The organism is Streptomyces sp. 3214.6, from assembly GCF_900129855.1.
In the GTDB taxonomy this organism is placed as follows: Bacteria; Actinomycetota; Actinomycetes; order Streptomycetales; family Streptomycetaceae; genus Streptomyces; species Streptomyces soliscabiei.
The window spans coordinates 4156413-4171551 of sequence record NZ_LT670819.1; the positions used below are offsets into that span (position 1 = coordinate 4156413).

15 protein-coding genes are annotated in these 15139 nt (G+C 70.0%); 4 read left to right on the forward strand and 11 right to left on the reverse strand.

Annotated features, from left to right (window positions below; all coding sequences use genetic code 11):
- Positions 1–75: 75 nt before the first annotated feature.
- Positions 76–1383 carry a geranylgeranyl reductase family protein gene (locus B5557_RS18480; protein ID WP_443031356.1) on the reverse strand — a complete coding sequence of 436 codons (1308 nt, stop codon included), beginning with the start codon at positions 1381–1383 and terminating at the stop codon, positions 76–78.
- Between the two features lie 97 nt (positions 1384–1480).
- Between B5557_RS18480 and B5557_RS18485 the strand changes: the two genes are divergently transcribed.
- Entirely contained in the window at positions 1481–1987 is a 507-nt protein-coding gene (locus tag B5557_RS18485; protein WP_079660507.1) for a GNAT family N-acetyltransferase, read from the forward strand.
- Positions 1988–2119: 132 nt separating this feature from the next.
- A complete protein-coding gene (locus tag B5557_RS18490) occupies positions 2120–2434 on the forward strand; it encodes a PASTA domain-containing protein (RefSeq protein ID WP_079660508.1) in 315 nt (104 codons plus the stop codon).
- Between the two features lie 43 nt (positions 2435–2477).
- Here the strand turns inward: B5557_RS18490 and B5557_RS18495 are convergent, their stop codons facing one another.
- Genes B5557_RS18495 through B5557_RS18510 form a run of 4 tightly spaced genes read right to left on the reverse strand, consistent with a single transcriptional unit; the run spans position 2478 to position 7108 of the window.
- A complete protein-coding gene (locus tag B5557_RS18495; RefSeq protein ID WP_079660509.1) occupies positions 2478–3173 on the reverse strand; it encodes a demethylmenaquinone methyltransferase in 696 nt (231 codons plus the stop codon).
- Between the two features lie 32 nt (positions 3174–3205).
- Positions 3206–4438, reverse strand: a complete 1233-nt coding sequence (locus tag B5557_RS18500) for an acyltransferase family protein (RefSeq protein WP_079660510.1) — start codon at positions 4436–4438, stop codon at positions 3206–3208.
- Complete coding sequence (locus B5557_RS18505; protein ID WP_079660511.1) at positions 4438–6768, reverse strand: bifunctional polysaccharide deacetylase/glycosyltransferase family 2 protein; 2331 nt, start codon at positions 6766–6768, stop codon at positions 4438–4440. Before B5557_RS18505 ends, B5557_RS18500 begins: the two co-directional genes overlap by 1 nt.
- A 19-nt stretch (positions 6769–6787) precedes the next feature.
- Positions 6788–7108, reverse strand: coding sequence for a hypothetical protein (locus B5557_RS18510; RefSeq protein WP_099936158.1), 321 nt, complete (start codon positions 7106–7108; stop codon positions 6788–6790).
- Between the two features lie 295 nt (positions 7109–7403).
- Between B5557_RS18510 and B5557_RS18515 the strand changes: the two genes are divergently transcribed.
- The gene (locus tag B5557_RS18515; RefSeq protein ID WP_079660513.1) at positions 7404–8459 is read left to right on the forward strand and encodes a chitinase; all 1056 of its coding nucleotides are present in this window, start codon (positions 7404–7406) and stop codon (positions 8457–8459) included.
- A gap of 31 nt (positions 8460–8490) precedes the next feature.
- Here B5557_RS18515 and B5557_RS18520 read toward each other — a convergent pair whose 3' ends face one another.
- The 5 genes from B5557_RS18520 to B5557_RS18540 form a co-directional block, all read right to left on the reverse strand.
- Entirely contained in the window at positions 8491–9096 is a 606-nt protein-coding gene (locus tag B5557_RS18520) for a hypothetical protein (protein WP_079660514.1), read from the reverse strand.
- Between the two features lie 7 nt (positions 9097–9103).
- Positions 9104–10303, reverse strand: a complete 1200-nt coding sequence (gene mqnC / locus B5557_RS18525) for a cyclic dehypoxanthinyl futalosine synthase (RefSeq protein WP_079660515.1) — start codon at positions 10301–10303, stop codon at positions 9104–9106.
- 72 nt (positions 10304–10375) lie between these two features.
- Positions 10376–11140 (reverse strand): prepilin peptidase, encoded by a 765-nt coding sequence (locus B5557_RS18530; RefSeq protein ID WP_079660516.1) that lies wholly within the window; start codon positions 11138–11140, stop codon positions 10376–10378.
- Positions 11141–11173: 33 nt separating this feature from the next.
- Positions 11174–12967, reverse strand: a complete 1794-nt coding sequence (locus B5557_RS18535; RefSeq protein WP_079660517.1) for a serine/threonine-protein kinase — start codon at positions 12965–12967, stop codon at positions 11174–11176.
- 80 nt (positions 12968–13047) lie between these two features.
- A complete protein-coding gene (locus B5557_RS18540) occupies positions 13048–13905 on the reverse strand; it encodes a menaquinone biosynthetic enzyme MqnA/MqnD family protein (protein ID WP_079660518.1) in 858 nt (285 codons plus the stop codon).
- 296 nt (positions 13906–14201) lie between these two features.
- Between B5557_RS18540 and B5557_RS18550 the strand changes: the two genes are divergently transcribed.
- Positions 14202–14405 carry a cold-shock protein gene (locus B5557_RS18550; RefSeq protein WP_003974443.1) on the forward strand — a complete coding sequence of 68 codons (204 nt, stop codon included), beginning with the start codon at positions 14202–14204 and terminating at the stop codon, positions 14403–14405.
- A gap of 102 nt (positions 14406–14507) precedes the next feature.
- Here the strand turns inward: B5557_RS18550 and B5557_RS18555 are convergent, their stop codons facing one another.
- Positions 14508–15083, reverse strand: coding sequence for a helix-turn-helix domain-containing protein (locus tag B5557_RS18555; RefSeq protein WP_079660520.1), 576 nt, complete (start codon positions 15081–15083; stop codon positions 14508–14510).
- Positions 15084–15139 lie beyond the last annotated feature (56 nt).

The following is a 15139-nucleotide window of genomic DNA, read 5'->3' on the forward strand; positions in this document are numbered from 1 at the left end:
GCTGTACGGCCGGTGTTCTCCGGATCGGGGTGGTTGGCGTCCCAGGGGGTTCCCAGGGGGTGGGGTGGTTGGTGGTCAGGCCTTTGGGGCTACCTTGCTCAGGCCGTTGATGATGCGGTCCATCGCGTCGCCGCCCGTGGGGTCGGTCAGGTTGGCGAGCATCTTGAGGGTGAACTTCATCAGCAAGGGATGGGTCAGGCCGCGCTGGGCCGCGATCTTCATGACCTTCGGGTTGCCGATGAGCTTCACGAAGGCGCGGCCCAGCGTGTAGTAGCCGCCGTAGGTGTCCGCGAGGATCTGCGGGTAGCGCTGCAGGGCGAGTTCACGCTGGCCGAGGGTGGCGCGGGCGTGGGCCTGGACGATGACGTCGGCGGCGATCTGGCCGGACTCCATGGCGTAGGCGATGCCCTCGCCGTTGAAGGGGTTCACCAGGCCGCCGGCGTCACCGACCAGCAGCAGCCCCTTGGTGTAGTGGGGCTTGCGGTTGAAGGCCATGGGGAGGGCGGCACCGCGGATCGGGCCGGTCATGTTCTCCGGGGTGTAGCCCCAGTCCTCCGGCATGGACGCGCACCAGGCTTTGAGGACCTCGCGCCAGTCGAGCTCCTTGAAGGAGTCGGAGGTGTTCAGCACGCCCAGGCCGACGTTCGACGTGCCGTCCCCCATGCCGAAGATCCAGCCGTAGCCCGGCAGCAGCCGGTCCTCGCCGGGGCCTCGGCGGTCCCACAGCTCCAGCCAGGACTCCAGGTAGTCGTCCTCGTGGCGCGGGGAGGTGAAGTAGGTGCGGACGGCGACGCCCATCGGGCGGTCCTCGCGGCGGTGCAGGCCCATCGCGAGCGAGAGGCGGGTGGAGTTGCCGTCGGCGGCCACCACCAGCGGGGCGTGGAAGGTGACTTCACGCTTCTCCTCGCCGAGCTTGGCGCGCACTCCGGTGATGCGGCCGGTGCGGTCGTCGATGATCGGGGCGCCGACGTTGCAGCGCTCGTACAGGCGGGCGCCCGCCTTCTGGGCCTGGCGGGCGAGCTGTTCGTCGAAGTCGTCGCGCTTGCGGACGAGGCCGTAGTCGGGGAAGGAGGCGAGATCCGGCCAGTCGAGCTGCAGGCGCACCCCGCCGCCGATGATCCTGAGGCCCTTGTTGCGCAGCCAGCCGGCCTCCTCGGAGATGTCGATGCCCATGGCCACGAGCTGCTTGGTGGCGCGCGGGGTGAGACCGTCGCCGCAGACCTTCTCGCGCGGGAACTCGGTCTTCTCGAGGAGGAGTACGTCGAGTCCGGCCTTGGCGAGGTAGTAGGCGGTCGTGGAGCCGGCCGGCCCCGCGCCGACGACGATCACGTCGGCGGTGTGCTCGGAGAAGGGCTCGGCGTGGGGCTCGTTCACGGCGGTCACGGCGGGATCTCCCCAAGTTCGGAATCTGCGTGCCGACCGGCACTGGACATGGGCAGTCTATTCAGCAGAATTGATCACCCCGCTGAAGGGCTGCCCAGTGAACCGAGCTCTCCCCGAAGTACGGCTGCGTGTTCCCACGGACGAGGACGCGGTCGCATGGCACCGGGTGTTCAACCACCCGGAGGTGATGGAGTTCCACGGAGGCAGATCCGCGGAGCTGTCCGCCTACGAGGAGCTCACCGCCCGCCAGCGGCGACACGACGCCGAGCACGGTTTCTGTCTGTGGACGATGCTGGACCGGGACGACCGGGTCATCGGGTTCACGGGCGCCCAGCCGTGGCCGCGGGAGTGGGGTCCCAAGGGCGAGATCGAGATCGGGTGGCGGCTGGGGCGGGAGCACTGGGGGCGGGGATATGCGACGACGGCCGCGCGGATGACTCTGGAGCGGGTGCGGGCGGCCGGGGTGCCGGGGGTGGTGGCCATGGTCGACGCGCGCAACGAGCGGTCGATCGCCGTCGCGCAACGGCTGGGGATGCGGCTCTCGGAGGTGTTCCTGACGCCCGAGCTGGAGCGGGAAGGGCACTGCTACCGACTCACCTTGTGACTCTCTGTAGCGATCGGCGCAATTATTGGCTACAGAAAGACACTTGGCGCTTCCGGGCGGCACCCTCGGGCGGTTACCCTTCCAGTACCGCTGGGGGTGACATCTGTGCTCATACCACCCAAAACACCCGAAGTGCGCGTGCCGAGGTTCGTGGGTCTGATGGCCGTGGACGCGCGTGAGGCGGCCGCGGCGCAAGGCGTGCTGCTGGCCGCGCCGGACCGGCCCGACTTCCACCGCGCGGTCGTCGACTACGTCGTACGGCAGTACCCGCCGCCAGGTGTCGAGGTGCCGCGTGGCGCCGTCGTCACCGTGTGGTTCGACTTCGGGGAGGGGGAGGGCGGCGGAGGCGCGGGCGTGCGCGAGCCGCGTGTGCCGAGACCGGGCGGGGGCGGACTGCAGCGCGAGCTGGACCAGCCCGGGGATCCCTTCGAGGCGATCAGCAGGTAGAGGCGCAGGAGCGTGGCCTCGCAGGAGTGCCGAAAACCGGGCCTCAGGCGTCCTTGAAGCCTCGATGGAGGGTGACCACGCCGCCGGTCAGGTTGCGCCAGGCGACCTTCGACCAGCCTGCCTTGCGCAGGTGCTCGGCGAGGGCGGGCTGGTCGGGCCAGGCGCGGATGGACTCGGCGAGGTAGACGTAGGCGTCGGGGTTGGAGGAGACCGCGCGGGCGACCGGGGGCAGGGCGCGCATCAGGTACTCGGTGTAGACGGTCCGGAAGGGCGCCCAGGTCGGGTGCGAGAACTCGCAGATCACGACGCGTCCGCCGGGCCGGGTCACCCGGTACATCTCGCGCAGGGCGGCGTCGAAGTCCTGCACGTTGCGCAGGCCGAAGGAGATGGTGACGGCGTCGAAGGTGTCGTCCTTGAAGGGCAGCCGCGTCGCGTCCCCGGCCGTGAAGGGCAGCCAGGCGTGGTTCCGCTTGCCGACCTGGAGCATGCCGAGGGAGAAGTCGCAGGGGACGACGTAGGCGCCGGTGCGGGCGAAGGGGAGGGAGGAGGTCGCGGTGCCCGCGGCGAGGTCCAGGACCTTCTGGGCGGGGCGGGCGTCGACCGCCTTCGCGACCTCCTTGCGCCACCTCCGGTCCTGGCCCAGCGACAGCACGTCGTTGGTCAGGTCGTACCGTTCCGCCACGCGGTCGAACATCGAGGCGACTTCGTTGGGCTGCTTGTTCAGGGAAGCGCGGGTCACCCGTCCATTGTGGCAGCCCCTCCCTCACCGACTCACGGCAGGAGCCTCGGCTTCTTCCGTGCCGCCACGTCCTCGACCCACCCGCACGCCAGCACGAAGACGCCGATCAGCAGCCAGCCCACGCCGAACATGAACCACTGACTGTCCAGCGGCAGGTACGTCTCGAACGCGGGGATGTCCCAGAACCGGTCGATCAGCGGGACGGCAAGGATCAGGGCGATCTCGTGCCAGAGGTAGATCGTCACCGCGCGCGCGTTGAAGACGGTGACGACGCGGTTCGTGCGCCGGAGCCGGGTGAGCCAGGCGAAGTCGATGCCGAAGTAGGCCTTCGCCCACATCAGCAGCATGACGAAGCCGGCCGACCAGAAGGCCTGCGCGAGCGGGATCTCGTCCAGGTCGTAGGTGCCGGTGTCCGCCTGGTGCGTGAAGGCGTACCAGCCGCCGAAGCCGATCGCCGCCAGCGACACCGAGGTCACCAGGGCCGGCTTCATGCGCTGCAGGACACCGTCGCGGTGCGCGAAGCCGAGCATCCAGCAGAAGAGGTACGTCGACAGGTCCCACAGCGCGCTGCCGGCACGGTTGTCCGGGCCTGCCCAGACGAAGTTCAGGACCAGGATCGGCGCGAGGGAGAGCGCCAGCACGGGGACCGGGGCGAGCCGGAACAGCCGCAACAGCAGCGGGGAGAGCAGGACGAACCAGAGGTAGGTCCGCAGGTACCAGAGGATCTCCCAGGCCTGCTCGCCCCAGGCGTTGCCCGGCGGGTCGCCCAGCGGCACGACCCAGTAGACGATCTCCCAGTTCGGCATCCAGTCGTGGACCAGCATCGCCAGGACGACGAAGACGCCCCAGAACCAGAAGGGGGGCAGGAGGCGGCGGAAGCGGCTCTCCACCACCTTCGGCGCCGGACGCTCCAGGGACTTCGCCATCAGGGTGCCGGCCAGGCCGAACATGACCCCCATGGAGGGGAAGACCATGCCGGCCCAGGCCCAGCCGAAGGTGTGATAGGCGACGACCCTCATCAGGGCGAGGGCGCGAAGGGTGTCGAAGTAGCGGTCCCGCTGGGGGGTGGCGGGCTCGACCGGAGGCGGGGGCTCGTCGACGGCGACGGCCTGCACGTACTGGTACTGCTGAGGTTGCCCGTACCCCTCGCACCCGTACCCGTACCCATACCCGTACCCGTACGGGTATTGCGCCTGCGGCTGCGGCTGCGGCTGCGGCTGGTGCCCGTACTCGTAGCCGTGGCCCTGCTGATGGTCCCAGCTCATCAGCTCACCCCGGCCGGGGTGCCGACCTCGCCCGTGCGCTTCAGTTTCTGCCAGCGCAGGCGGCCGCCGGTGAGGGCGGTGATGCAGGAGTGGATGAGGACGAGGTACATCAGCTGGCGGTAGGCCAGTTGCTGGAGCGGCATCATGAGCAGGTAGCGGTACTTCTCGCGGTCCAGGCGGAACGCGTAGGCCGCACATCCCAGTTGGACGCCGAGGACCGCCAGCCAGGCCAGCAGGGCCGCCCGGAAGTCGATGAAGATCATCGAGTAGACGGTGAAGACGTCGATGAGCGGGGCGAAGACCGGCGTGATGATCTGGAAGAGGACCACGAGCGGCATGCCGACGCGGCCGAAGCGACCCGAAGGCCCCTTGTCCGTCAGGGACTTGCGGTGCTTCCACAGGGCCTGCATGGTGCCGTAGGACCAGCGGTAGCGCTGGGACCACAGTTGCTTCAGGGAGCCCGGCGCCTCCGTCCAGGCCTTCGCGTGCTCCTGGTAGACGACCTGCCGACCCGCGCGGTGCATGGCGATGGTGATGTCGGTGTCCTCGGCGAGGGTGTCCTCGCTCATGCCGCCGACCTCCAGCACGGCGTCGCGGCGGAACGCGCCGATCGCGCCGGGGATGGTCGGCATGCAGCGCAGCAGGTCGTACATGCGGCGGTCGAGGTTGAAGCCCATCACGTACTCGATGTGCTGCCAGGCGCCGATGAGCGTGTCGCGGTTGCCGACCTTGGCGTTGCCGGCGACCGCGCCCACCCTCGGGTCGGCGAAGGGCTGCACGAGGTGGTGCACGGCGTCCGGCTCGAAGACCGTGTCGCCGTCCATCATCACGACGATGTCGTAACCGGCGCTGCGGACGCCGTTGTTGAGGGCGGCCGGCTTGCCCGCGTTCTCCTGGCGGATGACGCGGACGTTGGTCATGCCGAGGGCCCTCGCCGCCTCGCGCGAGATCTCGGAGGTGCCGTCCGTCGAACCGTCGTCCACGACGATGATCTCGATCGGATGGGTGCTCTTCGCCAGCGACTTGAGGGTGTTGGCGATGCACTCCTTCTCGTTGTACGCCGGGACGATCACGCTGACCGGCCGGGTGATGGTCGGTCCCCAGCCGAAGCGGCGCTTGTTGCGCTGTCTGTAGTGGCGGCGGGCCAGAATCAGCATCATCCCGAAGCGGCCCATGACGGCCACGCCGACGATCAGCAGTCCCACCGAGAGCGTCGGGACGGTCCACTCGGCGAGGGTGACCGCGCCGATGAGGGCCTTGCCCTCGTAGAGGGTCACGCCGGTGGCCTCGCGGTGGGCTGCCTGGAGACGGTTGACGGTCCCACCGGTGCCGTTGTTCCCCTCGCCGTCGGGTACGTTGCCGGGCTGACCGGAGTTCTGGCCGGAGTCCTGACCGGGGTTCTGGCCGGAGTCCTGCCCGGAGCTCTGGCCGGAGTCCTGACGGGCCGCCGCGCTCTGCTGCTCGATAACGCCGCTGATGGTGGTGAAGGTGTAGCCCGCGGCCTTCATCTTCTTGATGTACTGCGGCAGCGCCTTGACCGTCTGGGAGCGCTCGCCGCCGGCGTCGTGGAACAGCACCGACGCGCCCTTGCCTTCCTTGGGCGTGGCCCACTGGACGATCTTCGAGACGCCCGGCTTCTTCCAGTCGTCGCTGTCGGTGTCGACGAAGACGCTGGTGTAACCGTCCTCACCGAGCTTCTCGTAGACGGGCCAGCTGTAGTTGTCGATGGCGTCCGTCTCGGAGGAGTACGGGGCGCGGAAGAGCGTCGTCGTGATGCCGGCCGCGCCCGCGAGGGCGAGCTGGGTCTGCTCCATCTCCCGGTTGACGCGGGCGTCGGACTGGTAGGAGAGGTCGACGTGGGTGAAGGTGTGGATGCCCACCTCGTTGCCCTCCTCGACCATGTCCTTCACGATGCCCGGATAGCGCGACACCATCGAGCCGACCAGGAAGAACGTGCCGGGCACGTCGTACTCCCGGAGGATCTGAAGGACCTGGGGGGTCCAGGTCGGGTTCGGGCCGTCGTCGAAGGTCAGCGCGATCGTCTTGTCGGGCACCGAGACGGTAGTGGCCTGGCCGCCCCGGAAGGTCAGGATGGGGCCGCCGTCGAGGATCTTCTCGGGCACCTTGCTCGCGCCGGCACCGGTGCGCACGCGCTGGTCGCCGCCGACCTCGGCGCGCAGATAGCCGTCCAGGAGCATCACGCTGGTCAGCGCGAGCAGAAGCAGCAGGGCGAGGATGACACGCGGTTTCTGCAGCGCCGCGGCCTTGCCCGCCGCCCGCTCCATGCGGGTCGGGGCACGGCGGCGACCGCGGGAGGAAGTGGTCGTCATGGAAGTGGCTGCGCTCCGGTCAGTTGGCGGCCGCGGAGGCGGTCGCGGTCGAGGCGGAGCCGGGCGGCTCGCCGGTGACGACGCCCGAGGGCGGGGTGCCAGTGGGCTTCGAGGGCGGGGTGCCGACACCGCCTTGCGGCTGGATCCCGCCGGGGCCGGAGTTCTGGGCGCCTCTCGGGCCTGCGCCGCCGAACGGCAGCAGCGAGGACGGGGTCAGGGACGTGCCCCAGCCCATGAAGGCGGCGCCGAGGACGACGGCGTACACGAGGCAGCCGACTCCCAGGAGGAGACCGATCCGGCGCAGCAGCTTCGACCTGCGTCCGGAGTTGTCAACGAACACGGGCCCCGCTACAGAGGCGTCGTCACGTTTGCGGCTGCGACGGCTGCCGCGGGCGGCGGCACGGCTTTCGATGGCTGGCTCGGATTGCATTCCCCGGATATTAAAGAGCCTTTATGTGGCACAAACTCTGAGCCTCATGTGAGAGGCCCATGAGAAACGAGTGAACCTGTCCAATCCCTGAGAGATCCATGAAACTCCTGCGCAACGACTGCTCACCATGGGAGGGTTGATTATCCCTTTTGAACGGCCTTTGTTTCCGTGCCGAGGCATAAATCACGAGAGCGGTGCATACGCAATGAGGAGTTTCCTGATGCCGACGGCCGGGGTCATCTGCCTGTTCGCCGTGGCCCTGGCAGGATGCTCCGCGGGGTCCGACAGCACCTCGGACGCGGCACCCAAGGCCACGGACAAGGCCACGGGCAAGGACACGGACAAAGACACGGGCAAGGACACCGGCAAAGACACGGGCAAGGGCACCTCCTACGCGCCCTACGTGAGCGCCGTGGAGGCTTCCGTCAACGACTCCGCGGGCTCGCCGACGACGTACAACCTGGCGTTCGTGATCGCCGACGGCAGCAGTTGTACGCCGAAGTGGAACGAGACGAACGCCATCGGCGACTCGGCGGTGAAGTCCCGTATCTCGGCCTTGACGAAGTCGGGCGCCACGGTGCGGGTCTCCTTCGGCGGGGCCTCCGGCAAGGAGTTGGCGGCCACCTGTGACAGCGCGTCGGAACTCGCCGAGGCGTACGGAGAGGCGCTCGACGCGGCCGGCTCCACGCAGGCCGACTTCGACATCGAGGGCGACGAACTCACCGACTCCGCCTCGGTCGCCCTGCGCTCCCGGGCGATCGCGGCGCTGCAGAAGGAACGGCCCGGCCTGGACGTCTCCTTCACGCTCCCCGTGATGCCGTCCGGGCTGGACTCCGACAGCCTGGCGCTGCTGGCGTCCGCGAACAAGTACGACGTGCAGGTGTCGACCGTCAACCTCATGACGATGAACTACGGCGAGTCGTACGCCGGTGACATGGGCGGGTACGCGATCACCTCGGCGACGGCGGCGCAGGCGCAGTTGAAGTCGGTGTTCGGGACGGAGGACTCCGTCGCGTGGAGGGGGATGGCGCTGACCTCGATGATCGGGACCAACGATGTCGCCAACGAGACGTTTTCGCTGGCGGATGCGGCTCAGGTGCGGGCGTTCGCCGAGGAGAAGGGGATTTCCTGGGTTTCCATGTGGTCGACGTTCCGGGATCAGCAGTGTTCGGACAAGGATTCGACCAAGGATGACGCTCTGACCAACTGCAGTGGGGTCGAACAGAGTTCGGGAGCGTTTGCGGAGGCGTTTTCGAAGTAGGAAAAAACCCTCCTTGCGGCCCACCGCCCGTCTACCGTCGCCGGTAGACGATGCGGCCCTCCACCACCGTGGCCACGCAACTTGCTGCGCCGCGCTCCGCCAGCTCGGTCTCGTCCTGTACGTCGAAGACGGCGAACCGGGCTGCGGAGTGGCGCTCCCGTGGCGGCGCGAACTCGACCGGGAGTCCGGCGGCGTACGGGTCGAGCGAGGGGGTTCCGCCGGGGCGCCCGATGCGGCCCATGACCGCCAGGCCGGAGCGGTGCACGGCGTCCCGTACCGCGCGGTTGCGCAGTTCCTCGCAGGCCGCCCGGACCGTGCCGTGCGCCAGCATGCGCTGCACCCCGCGCCGGACGCTCGCGCCCCAGCGGGCGTCGTCCATGGTGAGCGCCGCCAGCGCGTCCCCGGTCAGCGGCGCGGTGCCCAGCAGGTCGGCCTCGCGCGGATCCGGGTGGTACGCCTCCTCCAGCAGCTCGTTGCCGTGCAGGTTGATCAGCCCGGGCGTCAGGATGCCGGGCCAGGTACGGACCCGCGCGCGCGGATGGGCGGCGACGAGCTCCTCCAGCGGCCCGGCGTCGGCGATCCAGGCGCCGTCGACGGCGAGCGCCCGGCCCCTGGAGTCGGCGTGAATCGTCAGCATGCGCAGGCTAGTTGGAGGTGAGGAGCTTCAGTTCGGGGTGGGCCGTGCCGCCCGCGATCGCCGTGGACGAGATGTGGGACATGACCCGCTCGTCGACGGGGTCGTTCGCCGGGTCGTCGTGCACGACGAGGTGCTCGTACGTCGTCGCGCGCTGGGCCGGGACGCGGCCCGCCTTGCGGATCAGGTCGATGATCTCCAGGCGGTTGGAGCGGTGCTTGGCGCCGGCCGAGGAGACGACGTTCTCCTCCAGCATGATCGAGCCGAGGTCGTCCGCGCCGTAGTGCAGGGAGAGTTGGCCGACCTCCTTGCCCGTGGTCAGCCAGGAGCCCTGGATGTGCCGGATGTTGTCCATGAACAGCCGGGCGATGGCGATCATCCGCAGGTACTCGAAAAGCGTGGCCTGCGTGCGGCCCTTCAGGTGGTTGTTCTCGGGCTGGTAGGTGTACGGGATGAAGGCGCGGAAGCCGCCCGTCCGGTCCTGTACGTCACGGATCATCCGCAGGTGCTCGATGCGCTCGGCGTTGGTCTCGCCGGTGCCCATCAGCATGGTCGACGTCGACTCCACGCCCAGGTTGTGCGCGGTCTCCATGATCTCCAGCCAGCGCTCGCCGGACTCCTTCAGGGGCGCGATGGCCTTGCGGGGGCGCTCGGGGAGCAGCTCCGCGCCGGCGCCGGCGAAGGAGTCCAGACCGGCCGCGTGGATCCGCGTGATGGCCTCCTCCACGCTCACCTTGGAGATCCGCGCCATGTGCTCGACCTCGGACGCGCCCAGGGAGTGGATCACCAGCTGCGGGAACGCCTCCTTGATGGCGGCGAAGTGCTTCTCGTAGTACTCGACGCCGTAGTCCGGGTGGTGGCCGCCCTGGAACATGATCTGCGTGCCGCCGAGCTCGACGGTCTCGGCGCAGCGGCGCAGGATGTCGTCCAGGTCGCGGGACCAGCCCTTGGCGGTGTCCTTCGGGGCCGCGTAGAAGGCGCAGAACTTGCACGCCGTGACGCACACGTTCGTGTAGTTGATGTTCCGCTCGATGATGTACGTCGCGATGTGCTCGGTTCCCGCGTACAGACGGCGGCGTACGGCGTCGGCGGCGGCGCCGAGCGCGTGCAGCGGGGCGTCGCGGTAGAGGTCGAGGGCCTCTTCCGGGGTGATCCGCCCGCCGTCCGCGGCACGGTCGAGCACAGACTGGAGGTCGGCCTTCTCGGGCACCGGAGCGTCCCTTTCGTCAAGGGTTGTGGACAGACCGAACCAGCCTACGCCAGCCGTTTCGCCGCCCGGACCTCAGGCCGCGTACGCGCCGATCAGCAGACCCGTGAACGTCCCCGCGAGCATGAACGGCCCGAAGGCGATCGTCACCTTGCGCCCATGCCGTCCCACGACGGCCAGCACGGCCCCGTACAGCGCCCCGAACCCGAACGCGGCGAGCGTGCCCAGCATGACCGTGGCCCAGCCGTACCAGCCGAGGACGGCGCCCATCCCGAGCGCCAGCTTGACGTCGCCGAAGGCCAGGCCGGCGGGGTTGACGAGGTGCAGCACGAGGTAGCCGGCGCCGAGGGCGAGCGCGCCCAGCAGGGCCGTCGTCCAGTGGCCGGCGTGCTCGGGCAGGAGCGCGGCGGGGCCCAGCAGGGCGAGGGCGGCGGCCGCGAGCGGGAGGGTGAGCGGATCGGGCAGCCGGCGCGCCCGCAGGTCGACGACGGCCAGCAGCACCCCGACCGGCACGAGCACCAGCCATACGACCAGCTCGGGACGGAGCCCGGTGGCGGCGGCGAGCGCGGCGCACAGGAGCGCGGTGAGGACGGGCAGGAGGAGGGCGCCGGGAGCGTAGGAGGGGGTGCGCCGGCCGCAGTCGGCCCGGCCGAGCCACCCCCGGATCGGGTGGCCGTCCGGGCAGGTGGACCGCCAGCCGGGGTCCTCCTCCGAACCGTCCTCCGTCTCCTCCCAGGGCACGGCGAAGCGGTAGGCGGCGCGTGGCAGCAGCGCGCCCGCCACGGCGCCCCAGAGTGCGGCGATGGCGGCCAGCGTCAGGTCACTGGGAGGTGTGGTCATCCGCTATCGGACCTTCCCCTATCGGACCTTCCCCTATCGGACCTTCGACATCCGCGCCACCGGGTTGCCCTCGGCCGCGCTGTCCGAGGTGTAGGTGAGGTCGTCGCCGGTCGGGGTGAGGCGGATCGTGTGGGGCGTCGGATTGCAGCCCGCGTGGTTGTTCTTCGCCCCCACGGAGGTGGCGACGACGTCCTTCTTCGTCACCTGCTTCAGCGTCAGGATGTCGACACAGACGCCGCCGAGCACATCGGTCTGCCGCAGCTCGCCCACCTTCTTGCCCACGTCGGCCTGTTGGACCGTCACCCGGAAGGTGCCCATCGGGAGGGCGCCGTCGAGGCCGGTGCCCTGGCCCTCCCAGGTGCCGACGTAGCGGGCCGGGAGTGCGGTGGGCGCGGTGCCGTCGTGGCCGCCGTTCTGGGCGTCGGAGCTCGAACCGGCCGTCGGCGCGGGCGAGTAGGCGCCGGCGCCGGAGCTCCCGGCGTCACGGTCGTCGTTCGGCAGCAGGTCGAACAGGAACACCGAGCCGACCGTCACCGCCGCCATCGCGCCCGCGACAGCCAGCACGACTGTGCAGCTCAACCGTCGTCCGCGGCCGCCCTCGCCGGGTGTCGCGCCGGCCGCCACGGTGACGGAGACCTTGCCGGGACGGCCCCCCGCGGCGACCGGCTCGGCGTCCCGGGGCGCGGGCACGGAAGGCGGTGCGTCCACCGGCGTGGCGGCGGCGCTCCCGTCCATCACGGGCGGCGGCCCGAACTCGCCCACCGTCAGCGCCGGTTGCCCCGACGTCACCGCCGGACTGCTGAACCCCACCGGCCCGGACACGGCAACGCCCGCACCCACCCCTACACCCGCATCTGCCCCCGCGCCCGCACCCGCACCGACGCCTGACCCCGCGCCCTCACCCTGACCCGCACCCGTCACCTCCAGGTTCAGCAGGTGTACGGCGCTGCGCCCCACCTGCTCCACCAGCGGCCCCGGCAGCCACCCGCGCGCCACCAGCCGGGCCGCGCCCTCGGGAGCGAGCCGGTGGGCCACTTCGGACGGCGACGGCCGTGCCGTCGGGTCCTTGGACAGGCAGGACTCGACCACCGACCGCAGCTCACCACGGAGTTCGCCGTCCGGCTCGCCCAGTTCGGGCAGCTCGTGGACGACCTTGTAGAGGAGGGCGGCCGAGGAGTCGCCGGGGAACGGGGGCCGTCCGGTCGCCGCGTACGCCAGCACTGCGCCGAGGGAGAAGACGTCGGACGCGCCGGACGCGCCCTTGCCGAGGATCTGCTCGGGGGCCATGTAGCCGGGCGAGCCGACCGAGACGCCGGTCGAGGTGAGGGAGGCGGTGCCGTCGGTTGCGCGGGCGATGCCGAAGTCGATCAGCAGCGGGCCGTCGACGGTCAGCAGGACGTTGGACGGCTTCACGTCCCGGTGCACCAGGCCCAGCTCGTGCACGGTCGTGAGCGCCTCCGCCAGGCCCGCGCCCAGGACTCGTACGGAGGTCTCGGGCAGCGGTCCGCCGCCGGAGGTGACCGCGGCGGCCAGGGAGGGGCCGGCCGCGTAGCCGGTGGCGACCCACGGGATCGTGGCTTCCGGGTCGGCGTCCAGGACCGGCGCGGTCCAGGCTCCGCCGACCCGCCGCGCGGCCTCTACCTCGCGCCGGAAACGGGCGCGGAACTCCTCGTCGAGGGCGAGGTGCGGGTGCACGATCTTCACGGCGACCGTGCGGCCGCCGGCGCTACGGCCCAGGTAGACGCGGCCCATTCCGCCGGACCCGAGCCGGCCGAGCAGCCGGTAGGGCCCCACAGCCGTGGGTTCGTCGGCTCCGAGCGCCTGCATGGACGTCCACCCCTCCCCCATAAGGACACCCGCCATGACCCCGTAGGCCCCGTAAGGAGCCCGTAAGTCTCTGCAGCAGGTTACGCAGAACGGGGGTGGAGCAGTTCCACGTTCACGTCCGCCGGGAAGCCCGTCGTCGGGCCGACGCGGCGGGCGAACTCGGTCACGGCCGCCAGCTGGGGTGCGCCGAAGCGGAAGTCGAGGGTGGTGAAGTACCGCTCCAGGACCTGTTCGTCGAACTCCTCCCAACGGGCCGCCTGCTCGGCGACCTTGCCGACCTCCTCCAGGGAGAGGCGGCAGGAGTCGAGGAACGCCTGGTGGACCTCGCGGGTGATGACCGGCTCGCGCTCCAGGTAGTCCCGGCGGGCCGCCCACACCGCGAAGACGAAGGGCAGGCCGGTCCACTCCTTCCAGAGCGTGCCGAGGTCGTGCACCTCCAGGCCGAAGCGCGGTCCCTCCAGCAGGTTGGCCCGCAGGGCGGCGTCGCCGATGAGTACGGCGGCCTCGGCCTCCTGCATCATCAGGCTGAGGTCGGGCGGGCAGGTGTAGTAGTCGGGCCGCACGCCGAAACGGTCCTCCAGCAGGAGCTGGGCGAGGCGGACGGAGGTGCGGGAGGTCGAGCCGAGGGCGACACGGGCGCCGTCCAGCTCCTCCAGCGGGACCTTGGAGACGATCACGCAGGACATCACCGGGCCGTCGCAGCCGACGGCGATGTCGGGGAAGGCGACCAGGTCGTCGGCGTTCTTGAGGAACTCGACGAGGGTGATGGGCCCGATGTCGAGGTCGCCCTGCACCAGTCGCTCGCTGAGCTTCTCCGGGGTGTCCTTGGTCAGCTCGAAGTCGAGGAGGGTGCCGGTTCTCGCGAGCCCCCAGTACAGGGGCAGGCAGTTGAGGAACTGGATGTGGCCGACGCGCGGCCGGGTGCGAGAATTGTCCACGTCGCGAGGCTAGACCCCGTCGGGTACGCTCCGGACTCCGACCCCCGAACACCTCCGCGTCAACCCTTTTTCGCGATCTTCAAACATCCGGGTGACGTGATCTTGACCTCTATTGCTTTCGGCTGCCTGCATGCTAGGCTCGCCGCAAGTTGCAGTTTGGTTTCCCTTGCAGTACAGAGCCTGCGGAGCATGTAACCGCAGGCTCTCGTCGTTTTCAGACGTATGCAGTTGTGCGGCACTGTTTTCACACTTGCAGGATCTGGAGCAGGGCAACCCTTTGGGCCCAAGGAGGGCTTATGGCTACCGGAACCGTGAAGTGGTTCAACGCCGAAAAGGGCTTTGGCTTCATCGCCCAAGAAGGCGGCGGCCCCGACGTCTTCGTCCACTACTCCGCGATCAACGCGCAGGGTTTCCGTTCGCTCGAGGAGAACCAGCAGGTTTCCTTCGACGTGACGCAGGGCCCGAAGGGTCCTCAGGCGGAGAACGTCACCCCCGTCTGATCCTCGCACCCGTGACATCGCAAGTCTGAGAGCAGTACCCAAGGAGCCCTGTGCCATCCGGCACGGGGCTCCTGCCTGTGCCCGGCCCCACGCCATGCCGGGTCACACGTGCTGCATGACCAACACGAACGTCGTGCCGGGCGCCAGCGCCTCGTACGAGTGCGGCACGTCCCCCCGGTAGGTCAGGTAGTCCCCCGGCTCCAGTTCCACCAGCCCCCCGACCGGGCCCGCCTTCACCCGTCCCGTGCTCACGATCAGATGCTCGACCGTGCCCGGAATGTGCGGGTCCGATTCCCGTGCGGCGCCCGGTTCGGCCCGCAGGTGGTAGATGTCCCGCCGCGCGCCCGGCGGGCTGGCCGACAGCAGCGTGGCCACATACGGCGCCCGCTCCGAGGCGACCGTCGGCCCCTCCCCCGCGCGAATCACCCGGACGGCCGAGACGGGCGGCTCGACGAGTACCGAGAACGGCACGCCCAGCGCCACGCCCAGCGCCCAGAGCGTCTCCACGCTCGGATTCCCGCTCGCCGCCTCCAACTGCGACAGCGTGGACTTCGCGATGCCGGCGCGTTTGGCCAGCTCGGAGAGCGAGAGACCGGCGCGGGTGCGCTCGCGGCGCAGGGCGGCGGCGATCCAGTCCAGGGGCAGGCGGGAGGAGGGCGGGGTCGCCGGGTCGGACATGTCGTTCGCTCCATCGGTACGGTCGTTCGGCTTGACGAACAGGGGTCGCTCTGTCC

What these genes read in the sequence shown, in the direction of transcription:
- B5557_RS18535 (WP_079660517.1), bottom strand. Translation starts at nt 12,967, where the DNA reads ATGCAGGCGCTCGGAGCCGACGAACCCACGGCTGTGGGGCCCTACCGG.
- B5557_RS18505 (WP_079660511.1), bottom strand. Translation starts at nt 6,768, where the DNA reads ATGACGACCACTTCCTCCCGCGGTCGCCGCCGTGCCCCGACCCGCATG.
- B5557_RS18555 (WP_079660520.1), bottom strand. Translation starts at nt 15,083, where the DNA reads ATGTCCGACCCGGCGACCCCGCCCTCCTCCCGCCTGCCCCTGGACTGG.
- B5557_RS18550 (WP_003974443.1), top strand. Translation starts at nt 14,202, where the DNA reads ATGGCTACCGGAACCGTGAAGTGGTTCAACGCCGAAAAGGGCTTTGGC.
- B5557_RS18530 (WP_079660516.1), bottom strand. Translation starts at nt 11,140, where the DNA reads ATGACCACACCTCCCAGTGACCTGACGCTGGCCGCCATCGCCGCACTC.
- B5557_RS18520 (WP_079660514.1), bottom strand. Translation starts at nt 9,096, where the DNA reads ATGCTGACGATTCACGCCGACTCCAGGGGCCGGGCGCTCGCCGTCGAC.
- B5557_RS18515 (WP_079660513.1), top strand. Translation starts at nt 7,404, where the DNA reads ATGAGGAGTTTCCTGATGCCGACGGCCGGGGTCATCTGCCTGTTCGCC.
- B5557_RS18500 (WP_079660510.1), bottom strand. Translation starts at nt 4,438, where the DNA reads ATGAGCTGGGACCATCAGCAGGGCCACGGCTACGAGTACGGGCACCAG.